Annotated in this window: 17 protein-coding genes; 6 read left to right on the top strand and 11 right to left on the bottom strand. The window is 68.8% G+C overall.

Annotated features, from left to right (window positions below; translation table 11 throughout):
• Window positions 1–4: 4 nt before the first annotated feature.
• Genes BLU81_RS15400 through BLU81_RS15390 form a run of 3 tightly spaced genes read right to left on the bottom strand, consistent with a single transcriptional unit; the run spans window position 5 to window position 2,957 of the window.
• Window positions 5–841 carry a carbohydrate ABC transporter permease gene (locus BLU81_RS15400; protein ID WP_172890559.1) on the bottom strand — a complete coding sequence of 279 codons (837 nt, stop codon included), beginning with the start codon at window positions 839–841 and terminating at the stop codon, window positions 5–7.
• Window positions 838–1,689: a carbohydrate ABC transporter permease gene (locus BLU81_RS15395; protein WP_092545302.1), complete on the bottom strand. Its 852-nt coding sequence runs from the start codon at window positions 1,687–1,689 to the stop codon at window positions 838–840. The genes BLU81_RS15400 and BLU81_RS15395 overlap by 4 nt, the downstream gene beginning before the upstream one ends.
• Entirely contained in the window at window positions 1,686–2,957 is a 1,272-nt protein-coding gene (locus tag BLU81_RS15390) for an ABC transporter substrate-binding protein (RefSeq protein WP_157751594.1), read from the bottom strand. The genes BLU81_RS15395 and BLU81_RS15390 overlap by 4 nt, the downstream gene beginning before the upstream one ends.
• A 215-nt stretch (window positions 2,958–3,172) precedes the next feature.
• Here BLU81_RS15390 and BLU81_RS15385 point away from each other — a divergent pair, with 215 nt between their 5' ends.
• Complete coding sequence (locus BLU81_RS15385; protein ID WP_092545300.1) at window positions 3,173–5,152, top strand: SpoIIE family protein phosphatase; 1,980 nt, start codon at window positions 3,173–3,175, stop codon at window positions 5,150–5,152.
• A gap of 10 nt (window positions 5,153–5,162) precedes the next feature.
• The gene (locus BLU81_RS15380) at window positions 5,163–6,581 is read left to right on the top strand and encodes an ATPase domain-containing protein (protein ID WP_197686232.1); all 1,419 of its coding nucleotides are present in this window, start codon (window positions 5,163–5,165) and stop codon (window positions 6,579–6,581) included.
• A 6-nt stretch (window positions 6,582–6,587) separates the two neighbouring features.
• Here the strand turns inward: BLU81_RS15380 and BLU81_RS15375 are convergent, their stop codons facing one another.
• On the bottom strand, window positions 6,588–11,165 hold the full coding sequence (locus BLU81_RS15375; RefSeq protein WP_092545299.1) for a HEAT repeat domain-containing protein: 4,578 nt from the start codon (window positions 11,163–11,165) through the stop codon (window positions 6,588–6,590).
• Window positions 11,166–11,213: 48 nt separating this feature from the next.
• The gene (locus BLU81_RS15370; RefSeq protein WP_231954563.1) at window positions 11,214–11,801 is read right to left on the bottom strand and encodes a TetR/AcrR family transcriptional regulator; all 588 of its coding nucleotides are present in this window, start codon (window positions 11,799–11,801) and stop codon (window positions 11,214–11,216) included.
• Window positions 11,802–11,839: 38 nt separating this feature from the next.
• On the opposite strand from BLU81_RS15370, the gene BLU81_RS15365 reads away from it, so the two are divergent.
• Window positions 11,840–12,733: an alpha/beta fold hydrolase gene (locus BLU81_RS15365; protein ID WP_172890558.1), complete on the top strand. Its 894-nt coding sequence runs from the start codon at window positions 11,840–11,842 to the stop codon at window positions 12,731–12,733.
• Window positions 12,734–12,766: 33 nt separating this feature from the next.
• Here the strand turns inward: BLU81_RS15365 and BLU81_RS15360 are convergent, their stop codons facing one another.
• Window positions 12,767–13,654 (bottom strand): hypothetical protein, encoded by an 888-nt coding sequence (locus BLU81_RS15360; RefSeq protein ID WP_092545298.1) that lies wholly within the window; start codon window positions 13,652–13,654, stop codon window positions 12,767–12,769.
• A gap of 93 nt (window positions 13,655–13,747) precedes the next feature.
• A complete protein-coding gene (locus tag BLU81_RS15355; RefSeq protein WP_092545297.1) occupies window positions 13,748–13,930 on the bottom strand; it encodes a hypothetical protein in 183 nt (60 codons plus the stop codon).
• Window positions 13,931–14,160: 230 nt separating this feature from the next.
• On the opposite strand from BLU81_RS15355, the gene BLU81_RS15350 reads away from it, so the two are divergent.
• Complete coding sequence (locus BLU81_RS15350; RefSeq protein WP_092545296.1) at window positions 14,161–14,349, top strand: (2Fe-2S)-binding protein; 189 nt, start codon at window positions 14,161–14,163, stop codon at window positions 14,347–14,349.
• Between the two features lie 55 nt (window positions 14,350–14,404).
• Window positions 14,405–14,887, top strand: a complete 483-nt coding sequence (gene bfr, locus BLU81_RS15345) for a bacterioferritin (RefSeq protein ID WP_092545295.1) — start codon at window positions 14,405–14,407, stop codon at window positions 14,885–14,887.
• Here bfr and BLU81_RS15340 read toward each other — a convergent pair.
• Window positions 14,862–15,650, bottom strand: a complete 789-nt coding sequence (locus BLU81_RS15340) for a DivIVA domain-containing protein (protein ID WP_231954562.1) — start codon at window positions 15,648–15,650, stop codon at window positions 14,862–14,864. The genes bfr and BLU81_RS15340 overlap by 26 nt on opposite strands.
• 439 nt (window positions 15,651–16,089) lie before the next feature.
• On the opposite strand from BLU81_RS15340, the gene BLU81_RS15335 reads away from it, so the two are divergent.
• Window positions 16,090–16,470 carry an STAS domain-containing protein gene (locus BLU81_RS15335; protein ID WP_092545293.1) on the top strand — a complete coding sequence of 127 codons (381 nt, stop codon included), beginning with the start codon at window positions 16,090–16,092 and terminating at the stop codon, window positions 16,468–16,470.
• A gap of 55 nt (window positions 16,471–16,525) precedes the next feature.
• Here the strand turns inward: BLU81_RS15335 and BLU81_RS15330 are convergent, their stop codons facing one another.
• Genes BLU81_RS15330 through BLU81_RS50660 form a run of 3 tightly spaced genes read right to left on the bottom strand, consistent with a single transcriptional unit; the run spans window position 16,526 to window position 17,897 of the window.
• On the bottom strand, window positions 16,526–16,927 hold the full coding sequence (locus BLU81_RS15330; RefSeq protein WP_157751593.1) for an SPW repeat domain-containing protein: 402 nt from the start codon (window positions 16,925–16,927) through the stop codon (window positions 16,526–16,528).
• Window positions 16,928–16,950: 23 nt separating this feature from the next.
• Window positions 16,951–17,595 carry an STAS domain-containing protein gene (locus tag BLU81_RS15325; RefSeq protein ID WP_231954561.1) on the bottom strand — a complete coding sequence of 215 codons (645 nt, stop codon included), beginning with the start codon at window positions 17,593–17,595 and terminating at the stop codon, window positions 16,951–16,953.
• The gene (locus BLU81_RS50660; RefSeq protein WP_172890557.1) at window positions 17,592–17,897 is read right to left on the bottom strand and encodes a GlsB/YeaQ/YmgE family stress response membrane protein; all 306 of its coding nucleotides are present in this window, start codon (window positions 17,895–17,897) and stop codon (window positions 17,592–17,594) included. Before BLU81_RS50660 ends, BLU81_RS15325 begins: the two co-directional genes overlap by 4 nt.
• Window positions 17,898–17,936: the final 39 nt, after the last annotated feature.

Raw genomic sequence — 17,936 nt, 5'->3', positions numbered from 1 at the left:
GGATTCAGCCTTTGAGTCCGGAGGTGGCGAAACCTTCGACCAGCAGCCGCTGGAACGCGGCGAAGAACAGCAGGATCGGCACGATCGCCAGGGCGGAGAGCGCCAGCATCGGCCCGAACGAGTTGTGGTCGGTGGTGTCGATGAACAGCCGCAGCGCCAGGGGAAGCGTCAGGCGTTCCGGCGAGGAGAGATAGATGAGCTGGGTGAAGAAGTCGTTCCAGGTCCAGATGAAGGTGAAGATGCCGGTGGTGACGAGCGCCGGCCGGACCAGCGGCAGAATCACCGACCGGAAGATCCGCACCGACCCGCAGCCGTCCAGTCGCGCGGCCTCGTCGAGTTCGCGGGGAATGGTCCGCATGAACTGCACCATCAGGAAGATGAAGAACGCGTCGGTGGCCAGGAGTTTCGGCAGGATCAGCGGCCAGAACGTGTCGATCATCCCGAGTTTCTGGAACAGCGAGTACTGCGGGATGGTGATGATGTGCACCGGCAGCATGATGGTCGCGAGAGTGAAGGCGAACAGCGGCCCGCGCATCCGGAACCGCAGCCGCGCGAACGCGTAGGCGGCCAGCGAACAGCTCAGGATGTTCCCGATCGCGCATCCTGCCGCGACCACCGTGGAATTGACGAAGAACTGCCAGGCCCGCACCCCGGCGATGTCCTCACCGAGGGCCCGGTAGTTGTCGAGAATGTAGTCGCGCGGCAGCAGGGCCAGGCTCTGCACGATCTCGGCCGGCGGTTTGAACGACGCGAACGCGAGCCAGACGATCGGGTAGAGCAACGGCACCAGCAGCAGGAGCACGGCCAGGTGCCGGCTGGCCGTGCGCAGTCGCCCGGTCACGACTCGTCCCCGGAGTAGAAGACCCACGTCCGGGCGGTCCGGAACAGCAGCGCCGTGATCACCGCGATGATCACGAGCAGGAACCAGGACATCGCCGACGCGTAACCCATCTTGAACTCGACGAAGCCTTTCTCGTACAGATAAAGGGTGTAGAAGAGGGTGGAGTCGCTGGGTCCGCCGGTACCGTTGCTGACTACGTAAGCGCCGGTGAAGACCTGGAAGGCGCGGATCGTGTCGAGCACCAGGTTGAAGAAGATGACCGGCGACAGCATCGGAACGGTGATCGCCAGAAACGACCGCCACGGCCCGGCACCGTCCACCGCGGACGCGTCGTAATACTCCTGTGGGATCTGCTGCAGACCGGCCAGGAAGATCACCATCGGGGCGCCGAACTGCCAGACCGCGAGTAACACCAGCGCGAGCAGCGCCCGGTCCGGATGCCCGATCCAGTCGTGGAAGACGACCCGCCACACCAGCGCGACACTCACGCTCGCGCCCAGCAGCGACGGCGCGTAGAACGCCGACCGGTAGAAGCCTCGGGCCCTGCTCTTGCGGTGGATCAGCAGGGCCACCCCGAGAGCCGCGATCAGTTGCACCGGCACCGAGATCAGCACGAATTTGGCGGTCGCCCACACCGCGTTCCAGAAGTGCGGGTCGACCGTCAGCATGCGCACGTAATTGTCGAGCCCGACCCATTGCGGCGCGGTGAACAGGTCGTAGTCGGTGAACGACAGATACAGCAGCCACAGCATCGGGCCGAGGGTCAGCAGAAGCGCCCCGGCCACCCAGGGGGAGAGGAACAGGAAGGCGATCGAGGGCCGTTCTCCGTACCGCAGCCGGCGGGTCATGCCCCGAGTGCCTGCTGAATCTCGCTCATCAGACGCGGCGCCGCAGCCTCCGGGGTGGCCTTTCCGTGCATGACGTCGTCGTAGATGCGCTGGAACTGCGTTTTCACCACGCCGGCGCCTTTCGGCGGGGGAGCGGGGGCGGGCAGCAGCAGCGGTGCCACCTTCGCCTCGTAGTCGGCGACCATCTTCCATTCGTCGGTCAGCGTCGACGCCAGCGTCTCGCGGATCTTCAGGTTCGCCGGCAGGCCACGGCTCATCCCGAGGATCGCGCCGGCCTCCGGATCGTTCAGGAAGAAGTCGACGAATTGCAGCGCGGCGTCCTTGTTCTTCGTCCGCTGGGCGACACTGAGCATCATCGGCGGCTGGGTGACCTGGCCGATGCCGGATCCCGCGGTGGGGAACTCGGTCAGGGCGAACTCGCCGCCGTAGTTCTCCCACGAGGTCATGCCGACCGTGCTGTCCGGGCAGAACTCGGCGCTCGACTCCTTGCGCGGGAACGGCGTCAGCGTGGTGTTCGCGGTGATCTCCGGCGGGGTGATCGCCCGCGCCGCACGGAACTGCACCCCCAGCTTCCACCAGGCGACGACCTCGGCCTCGGTGTAACCCAGCTTGCCGTCGGCGGTGTAGAGGTCGCGGCCCTGCTGGCGCAGCCAGTCACCGAACCAGTCCTCGATGCCGAACGGGTCGCTCAGCCCGCTGACCTTCGGCCCGAACTTCGCGGTCACCGTGGCCGCGGCGTCGCGCAGCTGCTCCCAGGTCCAGCCGGCGGCCGGTAACTCGGCTCCGGCCTGCTGCCAGCGCTTCGTGTCGTACTGCAGCACGTGTGTGGTCTGGCCCATCGGCAGCCCGTAGGTCTTGGCGTCGACGTTGCCGGCCGGGATGAGCTTCTTCTCCAGGTCGGCGGTCTGGATCTGGCCGGCCAGGTGGGAGGTGAGGTCGAGGAGCGTGTTGCGTTCCGCGTACTCGCGCAGGTAGCGGTCGCCCATCTGGAGCACGTCCGGGGCGTTGCCGCCGCTCATCTCGGTGGCGAGCTTCTGGAAGTACGGGTCGTACGCCGCGTACGTCGTCTTGATCGTGATGTCGGTGTGTCTGCTCTGGAAGAGGTCGACCACCTGCTGGGTGAGTTTCGCTCGCTCCTCGCTGCCCCACCAGGCGAACCGGATCGTGGTCCGGCCGTCGTTTGAACCGTCGCCGCACGCGGCCGTGCCGAGCCCGGCTCCGGCGACCGCGAGGCCGGTACGCAGGAGGGTGCGCCTGCTGACCGTCATGAGAAACCTCCCCGTGTAACGTTTCATCGGCTGGCCATCAATCGACGCCCCTCGATTTGGCTACGGCAGCTTTACATGCCGGTCATCAGCACGTCAACGCTGTGAAGCAACGGCAGGAGCCTCGCCCCCCGCCGCGGGCGGGGAGGCGACTAGCATCATCGGCGGACCGCCCCTGTTCGGATGCTGCGGCCGCCTGCCCCTCGAAGGGACCTGGCATGGCCGAGGCCCTCAACAGTCTGGTTCGGCTCGTGACCCGGCTGGCCGCGTTCCGCACCGCCCGGTACCGGTCACCGCAACCGGACCTCAGCGACGAACTACGCCGATCCCGGTTCCTGGCGGGCGCGTCCGGGCTGGTCTCATCGCTGCCGGACGTGGCCGGCCTGTCCGCCCGGCTGACCCGGTTCTGTGTGCCCGACGTGGCGGCGGTCGCCGTCATGCAGCAGTACGACGGCAAGCTGGCGACCGTCGGGCTGGCCCATCGGGACCCGGCCCGGCAGGCCCGGCTGGAGGAACTACTCGCGTCCGGTCCGGTGGCGGAACGAGCGCTCGCCGAGGGCGAGACGATCTGTGCACGCCTCGAACCCGGTGACGTTCTCGCGGACGGGTTGACCCGGCCGTGGTGCATCGTGGCGCCGATCCGCTCCGGCGGGGCGGTGCGGGGCTTGCTCACCTGGGTGGCCGACACCGGCGTCACCTATGGCGCCGCCGATGTGCTGCTGGCGACCGAGTTCGCCCACCGGGTGGCGCTGGCCTGGCAGTGGGCGGAGGTGTTCGCGGAACGCGGCCGGATCGCCGCCGCGCTGCAGCAGAGCCTCCTGCCGGGCCGGATGCCCCCGGTCGCCGGACTGGAGATCGCCGCCCGGTACGTGGCCGCCGACGCCGCGCTGGAAGTCGGCGGCGACTTCTACGACGTGTTCCCGGCCACCGGGGGCCAGTGGCTGGCGGTGATCGGTGACGTGATGGGCCGTGGTGTCGAAGCCGCCGGTGTCACCGGACTGGCCCGGCACACACTCCGGGCGATCGGGCCTGGACTGGAACTGCCGGAGAGCCTGCAACGCCTGAACGGGCTGCTGCACGAGAACCCCGACCACGACCGGTTCCTGACGATCGCGATGGTGCGCCTCGACATCGCGGCGGGCCGGATGACGATCGTGCGCGGCGGCCACTGCCCGCCGATCCTGGTCCCGAACTCCGGCCCGGTGCAGCGCATCCAGCCGGCTGGCGGGCTGCTCGGCGGATTCCGGAACGTTCGGTTCGCCCAGGTCGAGACGGGATTCGCGGCCGGCGACGCGCTCGTCCTCTACACCGACGGGGTGATCGAGGCCCGCCGTGGCGGTGAGTTCTTCGGTGAGGAGCGGCTCCATCGGGTGCTGACCGCCGCCGCCGGTTCGTCCGCCGAGGAGATCGCCGACCGGATCCTGGCGGCGGTGGCCGACTTCGCCGGGACCAACACCGAGGACGACATGGCCGTGCTCGTGCTCCGCCGGCCGCCGATGGTCGCGGTGACCCGCCCGGTCCTTCAACAACGCCGCCAGCCACCCCTGGCCGTGGCCGACCGCCGGGTCCCGGTCTTCAGCACGGTCGCGGTCAGCCGCCTGACCGGCATTCCGGCCGGCGACCTCACCGCCTGGTCGGAGCGGTACGGGCTGATCGTCCCGTCCCGGACCAGGGCCGGCGCCGCGGTCTGGTCCGGACAGCAACTCGACGCGGCCCGGCTGGTGGCCGGCGAGATGCGCCGTGGCCACGACGAAGTGGCCGCCCACGCCACCCTGACCGAACACCTGACCAGCTCGGACCCGCCCGCTTTCACGGAGCCCGCCGGCTCCGGCACGATCCTGGTCGTCGATCAGGACACCTATCTGCTGACCGTCATCGACCGGAACCTGCGTGCCGCCGGATTCGAGGTCGACACGGCCCGAACCGCCGACCAGGCCCGCACCGTCCTGGCCGGTAAACCGGTGGCCTGTGTCCTGGTGGACCTGCTGATGCCCGGCGGATCGGTGACGGACTGGTGCCGTGACCTGGTCGCGACCGGCCTCCCGGTACTGACCTACTCCAGCCTGCGCGCCGTCGACAAGGCCTTCGCCGCCGGTGCCGAAGCCTTCCTCATCAAGCCGCTCAACGCGGCCGGCCTGATCAGCACCGTCCGGGACATCCTCACGCCCACCCCGGCTGCCACCCCGAGTCCGTCATGAGGAGCCCCCAGTGACCGAAGTAGTCGAGACCTATCCGGTTGCCCGCGTCGGCAGCGGCCATCCCCGGATCGACGAGGTGTTCGGCGGCGGCCTGCCCGCGAACTCGGTCACCGTCCTGGCCGGTCTACCCGGCAGCGGCAAGACCCTACTGGCCCAGCAGTACGTCTTCGCCAACGCCACCGAGCATTCCCCGGCCGTCTACCTCACCACCGTCTCCGAACCGCTCGACAAGGTCATCCGCTACGGCCAGGAACTGACCTTCTTCGACATCGACCTGGTCAACAGCGCGGTGTTCTACGCCGATGCCGGTGCCGTCCTGTCCGCCGACGGCCTGCCCGGATTCCTCAAGACCGTCACTGGCCTGCTCGCCGCGCACACCCCCGGTGTGCTGGTGATCGACAGTTTCAAGGCGCTGCGCAGTTACGCCACCGACGAGGGCGAGTTCCGGCGCTTCCTCAACGACCTGAGCAGCCGCCTCGCCGCGCAGCCGGTCACCAGCCTGTGGCTCGGCGAATACACCGACGCCGAGATCGGGGAGAGCGCCGAGTTCGCGGTCGCCGACGCCATCATCCGGCTCGGCACCAACGTGATGGCCGAACGCCGCATGCGCGTGCTGACCGTCCTGAAACTGCGCGGCAGCGGCTTCCTGTCCGGACAGCACGCCTACCGGTTGTCGAACCGCGGCCTCGACCTGTTCCCCCGCCTCGCCGACGGTGGCGCCGAGACCCCGTACCAGCTCGACGGCCACCGGGTGTCCACCGGCATCCCGAACCTCGACGACCTCGTCGGCGGCGGCTACCACCCTGGCGGATCAGCCCTGGTCGCCGGGCCGCCCGGCGTCGGCAAGACCATCGCCGCCCTGCACTTCCTGCGGGCCGGCACCGAACGCGGCGAACGCGGCCTGTTCGCCGCCATGCAGGAGAACCCGGTCCAGCTCGCCCGCACCGCCGCCGGCTTCGGCTGGACCCTGCGGCCCGGCGAGGTGGACGTCGTGCACCACGTGCCGGTCGATCTCTACGTCGACGAATGGATGTACGAGATCCTCGACCGGGTCCAGCGCGACGGCATCCGTCGCCTGGTCATCGACAGCCTCGGCGACCTGCAGAACGCCGCCCCCGACACCCGCCGCTTCCAGGAGATGTTCTACTCGTTCGTTCAGCGGTGCTCCCGCCTCGGCGTCACCGTGCTGATGACCCTCGAGGTGCCCGACCTGTTCGGCCCGGCCCGGCTGTCCGACAACGGCGTCACCCACCTGTCCGACAACGTGGTGCTCCTGCAGTACCTGCGCGGCGACTCGCGGATCAAGAAGGCGATCACCATCCTCAAGGCCCGCGCCAGCCGCCATGACCTGTCCGTCCGCGAATATTCGATCACCGACACCGGAATCACCCTCGGTGATGCCTTCGGCGCGGAACAGGACCTGCGCTGACACTCGTCATCCGGTGATCCGGTCGAGCACCGCCGTGTAGTGCTGCCGCTTGTCCGGGCGGGCCCGGCCGGACGCGTACCGGAGAGCCGAGATCGTCGCCGGACCGAACCTGATCAGAGTGTTGGTGGCGGCCCGCCGGACCGCGACGTGCGCGTGGGTCAGCAGGCCGACAATCGCGGGGATCGAGGGCTCGTAGCCCGCGTGACCGAGCGTGCTGATCGCGGCCCGGACCACATCGGGTTCTGCGTCGTCGAGCAGAACCGTGGTGTGCCGCAGGTAGACGGCCCGGTCCAGCAGCCGGCGGCCCAGACGGTGAGCGTGCGCTCGCACCCGTGACTCCGGATGGCGCAGCAGCTCCGCGAACAGGTCTTCCAGTTCGGGATCCGGCTTGTGGTGCCGGTCCTCGTGAGCCTCGGCGAGCTGGGTGAGCGCCCGTCGGACCTGGTCGCCGTGACCGGTTCGGATCAGCGCGAACAGTGCGTCGCGGGACGGTCCGGCCGGGTTCGCGGTGGGTTCCGGTCGTTCTCGGAGCGCGGCGAGGGCGGTGCTTTCACCACCAGCCGCTTGGGTACGACGGAGTGAACCGTCCGTGAGTACCAGTGAGTCGGCCAGATCGCCGCGCCCATCAGCACGCAGCCGCCGGCAGGTCTCGGTCAGCGCCACGGTGCGCACCAGCGGCCGGTTGACGAGCAGATCGAGGAAGCCCCACGAACCGGCGTCGAGGCGGCTCCGCAGGGACTCGGCGAGAGTGTCGGCGGGCAGACGCCGCAGCGCCTGCTCGGCAGATGCGCTGTCATCGTGCTCCCACCACTCCAGCAGTAACGGAAGCAGCCGGTGCAGGTCGGCGGCGTCGAGTGTCTTCGCCATCCCGGCGATCCTGGCGGGAGAGCCGGCCCGCAGTTCGGATTCGTCGAGGAAGGTCAGTTCCCGGGCCAGATCCTTGGTGATCCACACGTCGGCCTGTCCCCGGACAACGGCACTGAGCACTGCCTGCCTGATCTCCGGTTCGGGCCAGTCCCGCAGTGCTTCAGCCGCGACATTGCGCCGGATCGTGTCCGGTGCGCCCAAGTCGGCGAGCAGGCGATCACATTGCGCGGCTGAGCGGGGCTGATCGAGATCGCCGTCCTGTGGTGTCCGGGGGAGGCTTGTCGGCCGCTCGGCGCTCTCGGTGAGGTTCCAGGCCGGTGCGTCGATGGGCTGGAGGATTTCCATCCAGTCCAGGATCTCCTCGCGGACCATCGGGTCCGCTGCCGGGAACACCTCGGCCAGCGTGGAGAGCCGAACACGGGCCGGAACCGCATGGCCGTCGCGGGCCCGGAATGCAGCGAACGTCTCCGGAGCACGAGAGGCGGTCTCCAATCCGAGCCGCCAGGCCTCCGCCCCTGTCTCGCGTGCGTCTCTGCTTGCGCCCTTGTCTACGCCTCTGGTTGCGCCTGCGGTGGGTTTCGGAGCGGCTGAAGTCGTGGTGAAAGGGGTGAAAGCGTCGCGGAGGACGGCTGATTCGGCCAGCCACGGATCGGGGCCCAGGCGAGCCGCCGCGAGAGCACGTTCGACGTCGGCGCGGGTCAGAACCGCGCCGCACCGGCGGAGCAGCGGGAGCGGAGACCGGTACCCGGCGGCGGTGGTCGGGAGCGCCCGAATCCGGGCCGCGATGTCGAGTGTCTGAACGGCGTTGAGCGTCGGGGCGACAGCTTCGAGGATCGGGAGAAGGTTCGCCTCGCACAGCCCGGCTATCAAGGTGCCGGTCGCTCGGGCGAACGTCGTGATCTCGTCAGCCGACCAGGGCTCGGGACAGAACCGCAGGACGAACCGGTAGGCCGACGGCTCTGCAGCGGCCAGGCGGAGCCAGTCGGCGAGCATCGGCCGCAACCGGGCGAGCTGCTGGGCGTTCAGCTGTTCGGGCTGCCGGTTCAGAATGCGGCAGGCGGTCTCGGTGTCCCACCCGCCCAGTTCCAGCACGGTGAGGTCGTCGCTGGTCCGGCTGGCCGCGGTGTGGTCGGCCGGTGCGGTGATGTTGTGGGCCGTGAACTGCGCCGACAGGTCTGCGACAGTTCCGGAGCCGAGGTGGATTCGCTGCGTGGCAACCAGAGTGAGCAGCGAGTTCGCGACCGGTGAGCCCTGTTGCGCCAAGGCGTCGACCGCGCGCGCCGACAGCAACCGGTCTAGTCCACCGAGCAGCAGATCGCGGCGCCGGTCGTGGTCGGCCTGCTCGGCTGCCGCCAGGACAGTGGCCGGGAAGGCATCACCGAGGATCGTCCGGAGTGCCTGAACAAGCGAAGCGCGTAGTCCCGGATTGTCATGGTGACCGAGCCAGAACAGCATCTTCGGCACCGCCGCCGGTGCCCCGGCCCGGATCAGGACTTCGGCAGCGGTTTTCTTGACGTTCATGGCGGGGTGGTCGAGGCCCGCGGCGATCGCCGGTGCCGCCCAGGGAGCCCCGATCTCACCGAGCGCGAGCAGCGCCTGCCGAACGGTCTGCGCATCGCGGGCGGTAGTCGACCGGATCAGACTCGCCGACAGGGCTTCGGCGTCCCCGCCGGTGGACTCGGCGGCGAGCAGAGCGATCACATGCTTGCGTACGTGCCGGTCCCGGTGCCGCAGCAACCGGTGCACCCGGGCGTGGGTGCCCGGGTACGGAACCTCCCGCAACAGGCCCAGCAGGACGGCCAGCTCCTTCGCGGTCAGATCCTCCCGGTCGATCAGGTCCAGCGCGATGGTCGCGACGAGCGCATGACCGGCTTCGACAGCGGTACCCGCCTCCCGCAGAACGAACGGCCGCAACTTCCCCCGGTCGTGCAGCCGGACACCGAGCGCACGAAGAGCGTCCACGACTTCACGCGGCACCACCGGCTCACCCCCGGCCCAGGCGTCCCCGCCAGCGGGTTCGCCGTTCGCGAGGTCAGCCACGATCCGCAGCAGAACGTCGGCGACGACCGGCAGCGTGCCGGCGTCGCCGTTGCGGGCCAGGGTCAGCAGCGACTGAACCGGCTTCTCCGCGTCGATACCCGCACTCAACAGAGCCAGTTCCCGAGGATCAGCGGCCCCGAGATCGGCCACGATCCGCCCGGGAAGATCATGCGGATCGAGCCGCCCCAGAATCAGCCGCCGCCGCTCAGGATCATCAGCGAGATGCCACACCAGTTCCAGCGCTCGATGCCGAACCGAACGCAGATGCGCCACCATCTCCCCGGCTGCGGGATCGTCGAGGCCGAGCCCTTCGGCCAGCACGTCAACGGTTCGTTGACCGCCGATGGCCTCGAGAGCATCCAGCGCCGCCTCGGGAGCCCGGGGCAGCGCGCCGAGGACCGCCTCTTCGGCGCCCTGGTGGCGCAGCGCCCGAATCGCGGCCAGGAACGGTTCCGGCCGAGAAGCCGCAGGTAGCAGCCGAGTGATGACGTCGCCGATCGCCAGGTCGCCGCTTCCTTGCCGAGCCAGCCCGACCAGCAACGCCAGCCGCCGAGGCCACCCGACACCATCGGCGTCCTCGGCCACCAACGCGTGGAACGCCTCGTGCCGACAGGTGAACAGGATCGCGGCGGTCTCGTCCGCGGAGATGCGATGGTCGGCGAGTGCGAGGTCCACGATGGCCGCCGCGTCGTCGCCGCTGGGGAAGAGTCCGCGCCGGTGCATCGCCCGTAGCCCGGCGACGGCCGAACCGCCGAACAGCAGCGGATCGGTGCTGGCGAAACCGGTGATCCGGGGAATGTCCTCCCGCCCGGCCAGGTCACCCAGCGCCCGCATCGCTTCCTGCCGGGCTCGCGGCGGCGTCACCTCGTCCGCGACGATCTCCCACAACAGGTCACCATGCCCATGCCGAGCCGCGGCCGAGATCACGGCTTCAATTCCGGCCGGCCCGTTGGGTCCGGCGGATTCGGGTCGGTGGGCATGTGCACGAGGCCCTGCGGTGAGGAATCTGTGCAGGCGTTGCCGGGGGAGTGGGGTGGCCGTGGACCACGGCTCGGTGAGTTCGCGCAATGCGCTGACTGCCACGTCGGGGTTCGGGCTGTCCAGCAGCTGGAGCAGGTGTTCGCGGGCCCGGGCCGGTGCCAGCAGCGCGTCGTGCAGTGCCTCGCGGGTCAGGCGCAACGCCGTGTCGTGCAGGATCGGGTTGCCGCTGGTGATCAGTTCCCTGATCAGGGCGCCGGGGCGGTTCGTGTCGGCGGTGGTGATTCCGGCCGCCGCCTGATGGAGCAGTTCGCCGACCGTTTCGCGGTGAACGGTTTCCGGGTGGTTGACGATTTCGGCCCGCAGCCAGGCGATCTGCACGCGGGGCGGCAAATCGGCGGTGCGCCACTGCGGACGGCGTCGTGGTGAGACGTGCGACCAGAGGCGCTGATGGAGCCGGGCCAGCAACAGCGACGTCTCTGGTGGCCCGTCCAAGGTCTGCGGGAGTAGATCCGCGAGCGAGGCGAGGGGCCGCGCGTCGAGACGGTTCAGGCCCCAGTGCCGCAGCCGGGGATCCTCATGCCGGAGCAGCAGTTTCAGAACGGCCGGTGGGTAGTCCTCGACGCCCAGGTGGGAGGTGAGCCAATCGAGGTCGCCCCGCTGAATCGCTTCGCGGACCGGACCGCTCACTGGTGTCATGCCACCCGATGCTTATGACCGTGCGTAGTCCGAAGGTATGACCCCTTCTCATCCGCTCCGGCGGGCGGTGGCCGCGGCGACGGTTGCCAGGTCGTCGCTCGAGAAGCCGGCGCGGCTCAGCACCGCCAGGGACTTGTTGGTCGCCAGCGTGCACAACGCCAGCTCGGCCGCCTCCTGCTCGCCGGTGCCCGCCGCCCGCAACGCCTGCTCCAGCATCGCCCGCAGACCGTCGATCATGGCGTGGACCAGCGCCTGGCTTTCCGTATCGAGGGCTGGGAGCTGTGTCGCCGACACGGTGAGCAGGCAGCCGTCCGGAACCGCCGGGTCGGCGATGCGGTTCAGGGTGACCTGCAGGTAGGCGGCCACCACGGCGCTCGGGTTCGAATGGGGGCCGGACAGTGCCTGGTCGTACAACGGGTGGTAGGTCTGCGCGTACCGCTGGAGGCTCTTTCGGAAAAGGGTGTTCTTGTCGCCGAAGGTGCCGTAGAGCGAACCCCGGCCCAGGCCGGTGCCCTCGGTCAGGCGGTCGATGGAGGCTTCCGAGTAACCCCAGCGCCAGAAGACGTGCATCGCACGTCGCAGCGCCTCGTCGACGTCGAATTGTTTGCGGCCCGCCATGTTCGTCAGCTTACTCATCTTGTACTGATCGTTCCAACATGGGTAAGGTCGGCGGCATGACGACCTTGAGTTCGCTGCGATTGCCCGATGGGTTCACCGGCGTCTTCACCAGCCGGATCGTGGAGCTGGACGGGCTGCGGCTGCACGCGGTCACCGGCGGGGACGGCCCGCCGTTGCTGCTGGTCGGCGGGTGGCCGCAGACCTGGTACGCCTGGCGGGAAGTGATGCCCGCACTCGCCCGCAGGCACACCGTCGTCGCCGTCGACTCGCGCGGTTCGGGGCTCTCCGGCAAGCCCGAGGGCGGCTACGACGCCGGGACGCTTGCCGCCGACATGGTCGCGCTGATGGCCGCGCTCGGGCACGACCGGTTCGACGTGGTCGGTCACGACATCGGCATGTGGACCGCCTACGCCCTCGCTGCCGATCACCCCGAGCGGGTGGGCCGGCTCGCCGTCGTCGACGCCGTCATCCCCGGTGTCACGCCGGTCCCGTCGTTCTTCAGCCCGGCCGCGGCCAGTCAGCGACTCTGGCACTTCGGCTTCAACCGGCTCACCGACCTCAACGAGGAACTGGTCCGGGGGCGAGAGCGGCTCTTCTTCGGTTACCAGTTCGCCAAGAAGGCCGCCACCCCGGACACCATCCCCGCGTACGCCGTCGATGTCTACGTCGATGCGATCGTCGCGGATCCGCGTGGACTGGGGGCGAGTTTCGAGTACTACCGGGCGCTGGACGAGACGATCGCGCAGAACGAGCAGCGTCGGAAGACGAGGCTGACGCTGCCGGTGCTCGCCATCGGCGGCGCGCTCTACAGCGGCGCGATGGTCGCCGAGACGATGCGACTGGCGGCCGACGACGTCACCGGCGTGGTCATCGACGACTGCGGCCATTACGCGGCCGAGGAACAGCCGGCGCGGTTCACCGAGGTCCTGGAGGACTTCCTGGCCGGCTGACCGGGGTGGCGCCGGTGACATCGTCGGAACTGATCAGGAGGACAGCCGCTTGGCGTCGGCGACGGCTTTGCGCCAGCCGGCGCGGATGGCGAACAGTTTGTCGCGGTTGCGGTCGCGCCAGGGGCCGATGCGGTCGGCGAGCAGAGTCATGGCCGTCTCGTAGGCGGGCCGGCGACAATCGGTGTCGGCTTTGAACGCCTTGTCGATCGCGTTCAGGCCCTTGCGCCATTTGAGGCCGGCTCGTTCGCCGGGCCGGGGCGCGTGGTCCCGGTTGATCCGCGGCGAGGACAGGAACTCGTCACGATCGGTGACGGTGAATCCGTACTGCTGTTTCATGCAGGTCGGATAGCCGGCCATCGCGCTGACCACGGCCGGGTCGCGTTGCACCGGTTCCACCAGGTCCGCCAGGTCGGCGAGTTCCATGACGCCGACCGGCGGGTCGAAGTCGTGATAGTCGCGGGACTGGAACCGGGCCGCGCAGGTCTGGAGTGCCGGCATGTCGGCGTCGGCCACGGTCCGGTTCAGGGCGCCGGCCCGGGTGAGGCGGGCGATGGCGAGTTCGTTGAGCACGATCCGGCGGCCGTGGCTGGTCAGCGAGTCGACTACGGTGGCCCGGCTGTCCCCGTAACCGAGATCGGCGTCCGTGAAGACATCATAAAAACTGACATACGGCACTGGTTTGTACGCCCGGCCAGTCTCCTGCATGCAAGCCGCGATCCCACCCTCGACCCGGTGGTAGTTGAGCAGTTCGGCGGCTTTGATCTCCTCGATGTCGCCGGTGATGTCGATCGCCAGTTTGTCGAGTCGGGCCGCGGTGGCCACCAGATCGGGGGCGGCCTCGGTCTGCGCGCCGCACGAGACCTGCGTGGCGGCCAGCAGCACCACGGCCAGCAGCCCCGTCACCTTCTTGACCCGGTTCATGGCCGGTCAAACGACGGGTCGCCGCTGCCGGTGACGGGGGCGGTGTTCCCGGATAGCACATTCTCAGCCGGCGCACAGCGTTTTCACCGGAATTCACGGGCGCGGGAAATGATCGTACAGAACGTCTTCCTCGAATTCCTCGTCGAGTCCGTCGCTGTCGAAGTCAGGCTCCACGGCCGCCCGGTCGGCGTGGCTGACCTGCGAAGACAGCATCCATCCGGGCATGGCGAAACTGACCCCGAAAATGGTCAGACGCTGGCTGGATTCCGTCGACATGGCACTCCCCGAATTCAAGCCGGAATGGTTCTCCAGGAGATTAGGAAAGCTGAAAGACCGCTGTCAACGTTATGGACCCGCGCGCCGGTGTTACACATGAGGATCGTAGTGGGCGCACAGTTCGATCACAGCCGATCAGCAAGATCGGCCCTGGTGACCCCTTGCGGAATCGGTGGTTTTTAGGGCAGCCTAACGAAGGCAAGGCTAAGCTACCGAAGGATCCGCGCTCGATGTTCGTCTGCATCTGTCACCACGTCCGCGAGCGTGAGGTCCGTGTCGTCATCCGGGCCGGCGCGCACACCGAGGAGTCCGTCGGGGACGCCTGTGGCGCCGGGACCGGTTGTGGCAGTTGTCTGGACCGTATCTGTGACCTGATCGAGGAGGAGACCGCCGACACGTGCCTACCGCTGGTCGCTTAGCGTCACCGGGCGGTTACGATAACCCCAGTTAGAGCCATAACTGGGGGTAATTGGCATGCAAGGCGACGCCCGTGTCATCGAGTTTCTCAATGAACAGCTCACCGCGGAACTGACCGCGATCAACCAGTACTTCCTGCACGCCAAGATGCAGGAGAACTGGGGCTACACCGTGCTGGCGAAACACACCAAGCACGAATCCATCGATGAGATGCGGCATGCGGAGGTCCTGACCGACCGCATCCTGTTCCTCGACGGACTCCCGAATTATCAGAAGCTGTTCTCGCTACGAATCGGCGAGACGGTCAAGGAACAGTTCGAATGCGACATGAAGGTCGAGGTGGAAGCCGTCGACCGGCTGCGCCGTGGCCTGGAATACATGCGCTCGATCGGTGACGTCACGTCCGCACGGATCTTCGAGGACATCCTGTCCGACGAAGAGCACCACGTCGACTACCTGGAAACCCAGCTCGCTCTCATCGAGAAGCTGGGCGAGGCGCTCTACCTGCAGAACGTCACGGAGCATCCCGAGGCCGGCTGACCGCCGGGGCCCCGCCGTCCATGCCGCGCAGGCGCAGATCCACGTCCTCGGAGATCGCCGCACGCCAGCGGCGGGCCTTCTCCTTCAGCTCGTCGATCAGATCGAGGGCCTCGGCGCGTGTCGCGCCGAGGCCGGCGATCCGTTCCGCGTGGGCGTGCCGGGCGTCGGCGACGATCGTCGAAGCACCCAGTTCGGCGTCACTGATCACCCGGGCGGCCTCGGTCGCGGCCTTGCGCAGGACCGTCGCCGCCTCCCGGTGAGCTTCCGCGAGATGCTGTTCGGCGTTACGGCGGGCCAGCTCGAAGATGTGCGGGTTCGGTGCGAGCGCGTCGTCCTCGGGCAGGCCCTGACCCGGGTAACCGGCCCGGCCCGCGGTCCAGGCGATCTCCAGCTCACCGGGCCGCCCGGTGTTCCACGCGAACTCCAGCCCACTCGGCCGTGACCCGGCCTGCTCCCGCTCGGCCCGCGCCTGCTCCAACTCGGCCAGCACCGCCCGGGCGTGGTCCTCGGCCCGGTCCCGGTCGCGTTCCAGCCGCTGTAGATGCCCGATCAGATCGTCGCGTTGCAGCCGCTGCGCGAGCGCCTCGTTCTCGGCGCTCAGCCGGCGCATCTCGTCGGCCACATCGTTCAGGAACGTGTCTACCTCGGCCTCGTGATAACCACGAGAACCCGGCGACGGCTGCGGGAACTCGACGCCGGTGACATCGGAGGGGGAGAGCGACGCCGGTGAGTCCGACCTTTCCTGACGTGATATCGCGGCCAACGCATGCCTCCGAGAACCGTCAGAAACCCATCCCGCGCCGCCGCACACACGCAGGAAGCACGTCGTCACGAAGTGAACGCGACCGCACATTCAATGTCAACACCGAGTATCCGAAAAGCACCCAGACCGTAATCGCCTTGCCGAATGTTCCGCTATTCCCGGCGTGATCTTCGGGAGGTGTGGCGCGAGCGCGGGGGAGGCAACGCATCTGGGTGGGGTAGCCCGAACCGGTACGACCCCACCCTGATGGTGTCAAGACCTCCTCATGGTCCTACCGGGAAGTATCGGCGGGTGGCGTGGCGGTTATCCCGCGGTCGCATGACGCCGCCATGACAAAAGCCGGACCGGGAAACCGTCAACGAACTGTCATGTCCTCGTGCGGCATCCGTCTAACCGGTGGGCGACCGTCGGATTCCTAGGCGGGAAGAGGTGAGTGCCAGTGACCGGAACGGTGACGGGGCTGCTGGGATCGAGTGCGATCCGGGTCAGCGAGCACGACGGTTTCGCTGTCGTGGCGGTTCGGGGCGACATCGGCCGACGGATGGTGCCCGGCTTGCGGGACGTCCTCTCCTGGGCGGTGGACCACCACCCCGGAGTGGTCGTCGACCTGGCCGGGGTCACCGGCATCGACCGGGACGGGCTGGCGCTGCTGCTGCAGAGTCAGGACCGGGCCCACCTGCGGCACAGCGACGTCTGCTTCGCCCAGCCGTCGGCGGACCTGGTGGACTCGCTGGCCCTGCTGCAGGCCGACGCGATGTTCCTGATGGCCGAGGACTGCGCCACGGCGCTGCGGCGGCTCCGCGACGGCACTCGCGTCTGAGGAACGATGGACGCCCGGCTGGTGACAGCCGGGCGTCGTCCGTACCAGAAGGTGGTCAGGCGTGCCGGTCGTGACCGTGCCAACTCGCCACGGCGAAACCGATGACCAGCACCCCGACGACGATGTCGTTGACGGTGGCCGCGGGCGCCAGCTCGTGATAGCCGCGCACGAACGGCGCCGCCAGCAGCCATCCGCCGAGAAGGACGCTGATCAGGGCGAGTATGTCGGTGTGGTGCCGGGGCGACAGCACCCGGACGAAGGCGAGCACCACCACCGAGAGCCCGACCGCGACGTCGTCGAGACCGGGGTACGCCATACCGGCCTTGGCGTGGTCGAGCAGCAGCGGCGCACTGGTCAGCCACAGCCCGACGAGCACGAGCACCTCGCCGGGCGTGTGTGCCATCTCGTCGACGAGCCGGCGTGTCCCGCGCGCCGCCGTATGGACATGAAGATTCATCGAAGCCGTCCTCCCCGTAAGACCTACGGAGATTGTTGCATCGGAATCGCCCCGCTTCGGACCGATTCGCTGGGATCCGCGAAGGCCGGCGCCGTCTCTCCGGCCGCGAAGGCCAGCGCGGTCTCCTCGTCCGGAAAGACCGGGAACATGCCGTCCAGGTGCATGGTGTGCAGAACCGTCATGACGAAGCGGGACGGCGCCACCAACGACAGCCCGGCCCCCCGGCGTCGGGTGCACCGGTAGGCACGTACCAGCAGGCCCAGCCCGGCCGAGTCGATCACCCCGGCATCACTCATGTCGACGATCACGTCCCGGCCGGACTCGGCCGCTTCCATCAGCGCCGGCCGCACCTGGTCGACCCGGTGCAGGTCCAGGTCGGTGCGCAGGACGACCACCCGGGTATCGGCACCCACGTCGTGCACGTCGCAGACGTCGGCGGTCTCACCCACCGCGGGCGCCGGCGCCGGAACGGGCGACGCGGTGGACTGCGCGCACTGCGGGCACCGGTGAGTGCCGGTCGCGAACGGCGACCCGGTCCAGCCGAGCGTCGTGATCGACGGCCACACCACGTCCTCGTCCCGGAGCACGTCGGTGGTCTGCCGGGTCTCACCGCAGCCGTCACAGATCACCGTGACCAGGCCCTCGGCATCGCCGATGATCGCGGTCACCGGGCGTCCTCGCGGGTGAAGCGCCGGGCCGAGGACCGCGACGACGGGCGGTCCGCGGTCACCGCGACCACGGCGACCCCGGCGGCCGCGAACAGCACCTGCAACACGATCTCCAGTAGCGTCGGGCCGGGCCGGTCCGAGTTCGCCATCCGGGCGATCACGGTGGCCAGCACCGCGGCGGCGACCCCGGCGGCCACCGGCAGCCATAGCGGCACGTTGCGGCCCCGCCGGGTCAGGACCCGGCCGACGATGCCGATGACCGCACCGATGGCCACGGCTGTGATCAGACTCAACCCCGTCATGGCGGACCCCCTTCCGACGGCAGGACGATGACAACGTCA

The organism is Actinoplanes derwentensis, assembly GCF_900104725.1.
GTDB classification, from domain to species: domain Bacteria; phylum Actinomycetota; class Actinomycetes; order Mycobacteriales; family Micromonosporaceae; genus Actinoplanes; species Actinoplanes derwentensis.
Note: the sequence above shows the minus strand (reverse complement) of the source record. Positions and strands in the feature narration are given on the sequence as shown.

Excerpts from the sequence above, each read along its gene's own strand:
- BLU81_RS15395 (WP_092545302.1), bottom strand. The coding sequence starts at position 1,689 with ATGACCCGCCGGCTGCGGTACGGAGAACGGCCCTCGATCGCCTTCCTG.
- BLU81_RS15390 (WP_157751594.1), bottom strand. The coding sequence starts at position 2,957 with ATGACGGTCAGCAGGCGCACCCTCCTGCGTACCGGCCTCGCGGTCGCC.
- BLU81_RS15385 (WP_092545300.1), top strand. The coding sequence starts at position 3,173 with ATGGCCGAGGCCCTCAACAGTCTGGTTCGGCTCGTGACCCGGCTGGCC.
- BLU81_RS15375 (WP_092545299.1), bottom strand. The coding sequence starts at position 11,165 with ATGACACCAGTGAGCGGTCCGGTCCGCGAAGCGATTCAGCGGGGCGAC.
- BLU81_RS15370 (WP_231954563.1), bottom strand. The coding sequence starts at position 11,801 with ATGAGTAAGCTGACGAACATGGCGGGCCGCAAACAATTCGACGTCGAC.
- BLU81_RS15365 (WP_172890558.1), top strand. The coding sequence starts at position 11,840 with ATGACGACCTTGAGTTCGCTGCGATTGCCCGATGGGTTCACCGGCGTC.
- BLU81_RS15360 (WP_092545298.1), bottom strand. The coding sequence starts at position 13,654 with ATGAACCGGGTCAAGAAGGTGACGGGGCTGCTGGCCGTGGTGCTGCTG.
- BLU81_RS15355 (WP_092545297.1), bottom strand. The coding sequence starts at position 13,930 with ATGTCGACGGAATCCAGCCAGCGTCTGACCATTTTCGGGGTCAGTTTC.
- BLU81_RS15350 (WP_092545296.1), top strand. The coding sequence starts at position 14,161 with ATGTTCGTCTGCATCTGTCACCACGTCCGCGAGCGTGAGGTCCGTGTC.
- bfr (WP_092545295.1), top strand. The coding sequence starts at position 14,405 with ATGCAAGGCGACGCCCGTGTCATCGAGTTTCTCAATGAACAGCTCACC.
- BLU81_RS15330 (WP_157751593.1), bottom strand. The coding sequence starts at position 16,927 with ATGAATCTTCATGTCCATACGGCGGCGCGCGGGACACGCCGGCTCGTC.
- BLU81_RS50660 (WP_172890557.1), bottom strand. The coding sequence starts at position 17,897 with ATGACGGGGTTGAGTCTGATCACAGCCGTGGCCATCGGTGCGGTCATC.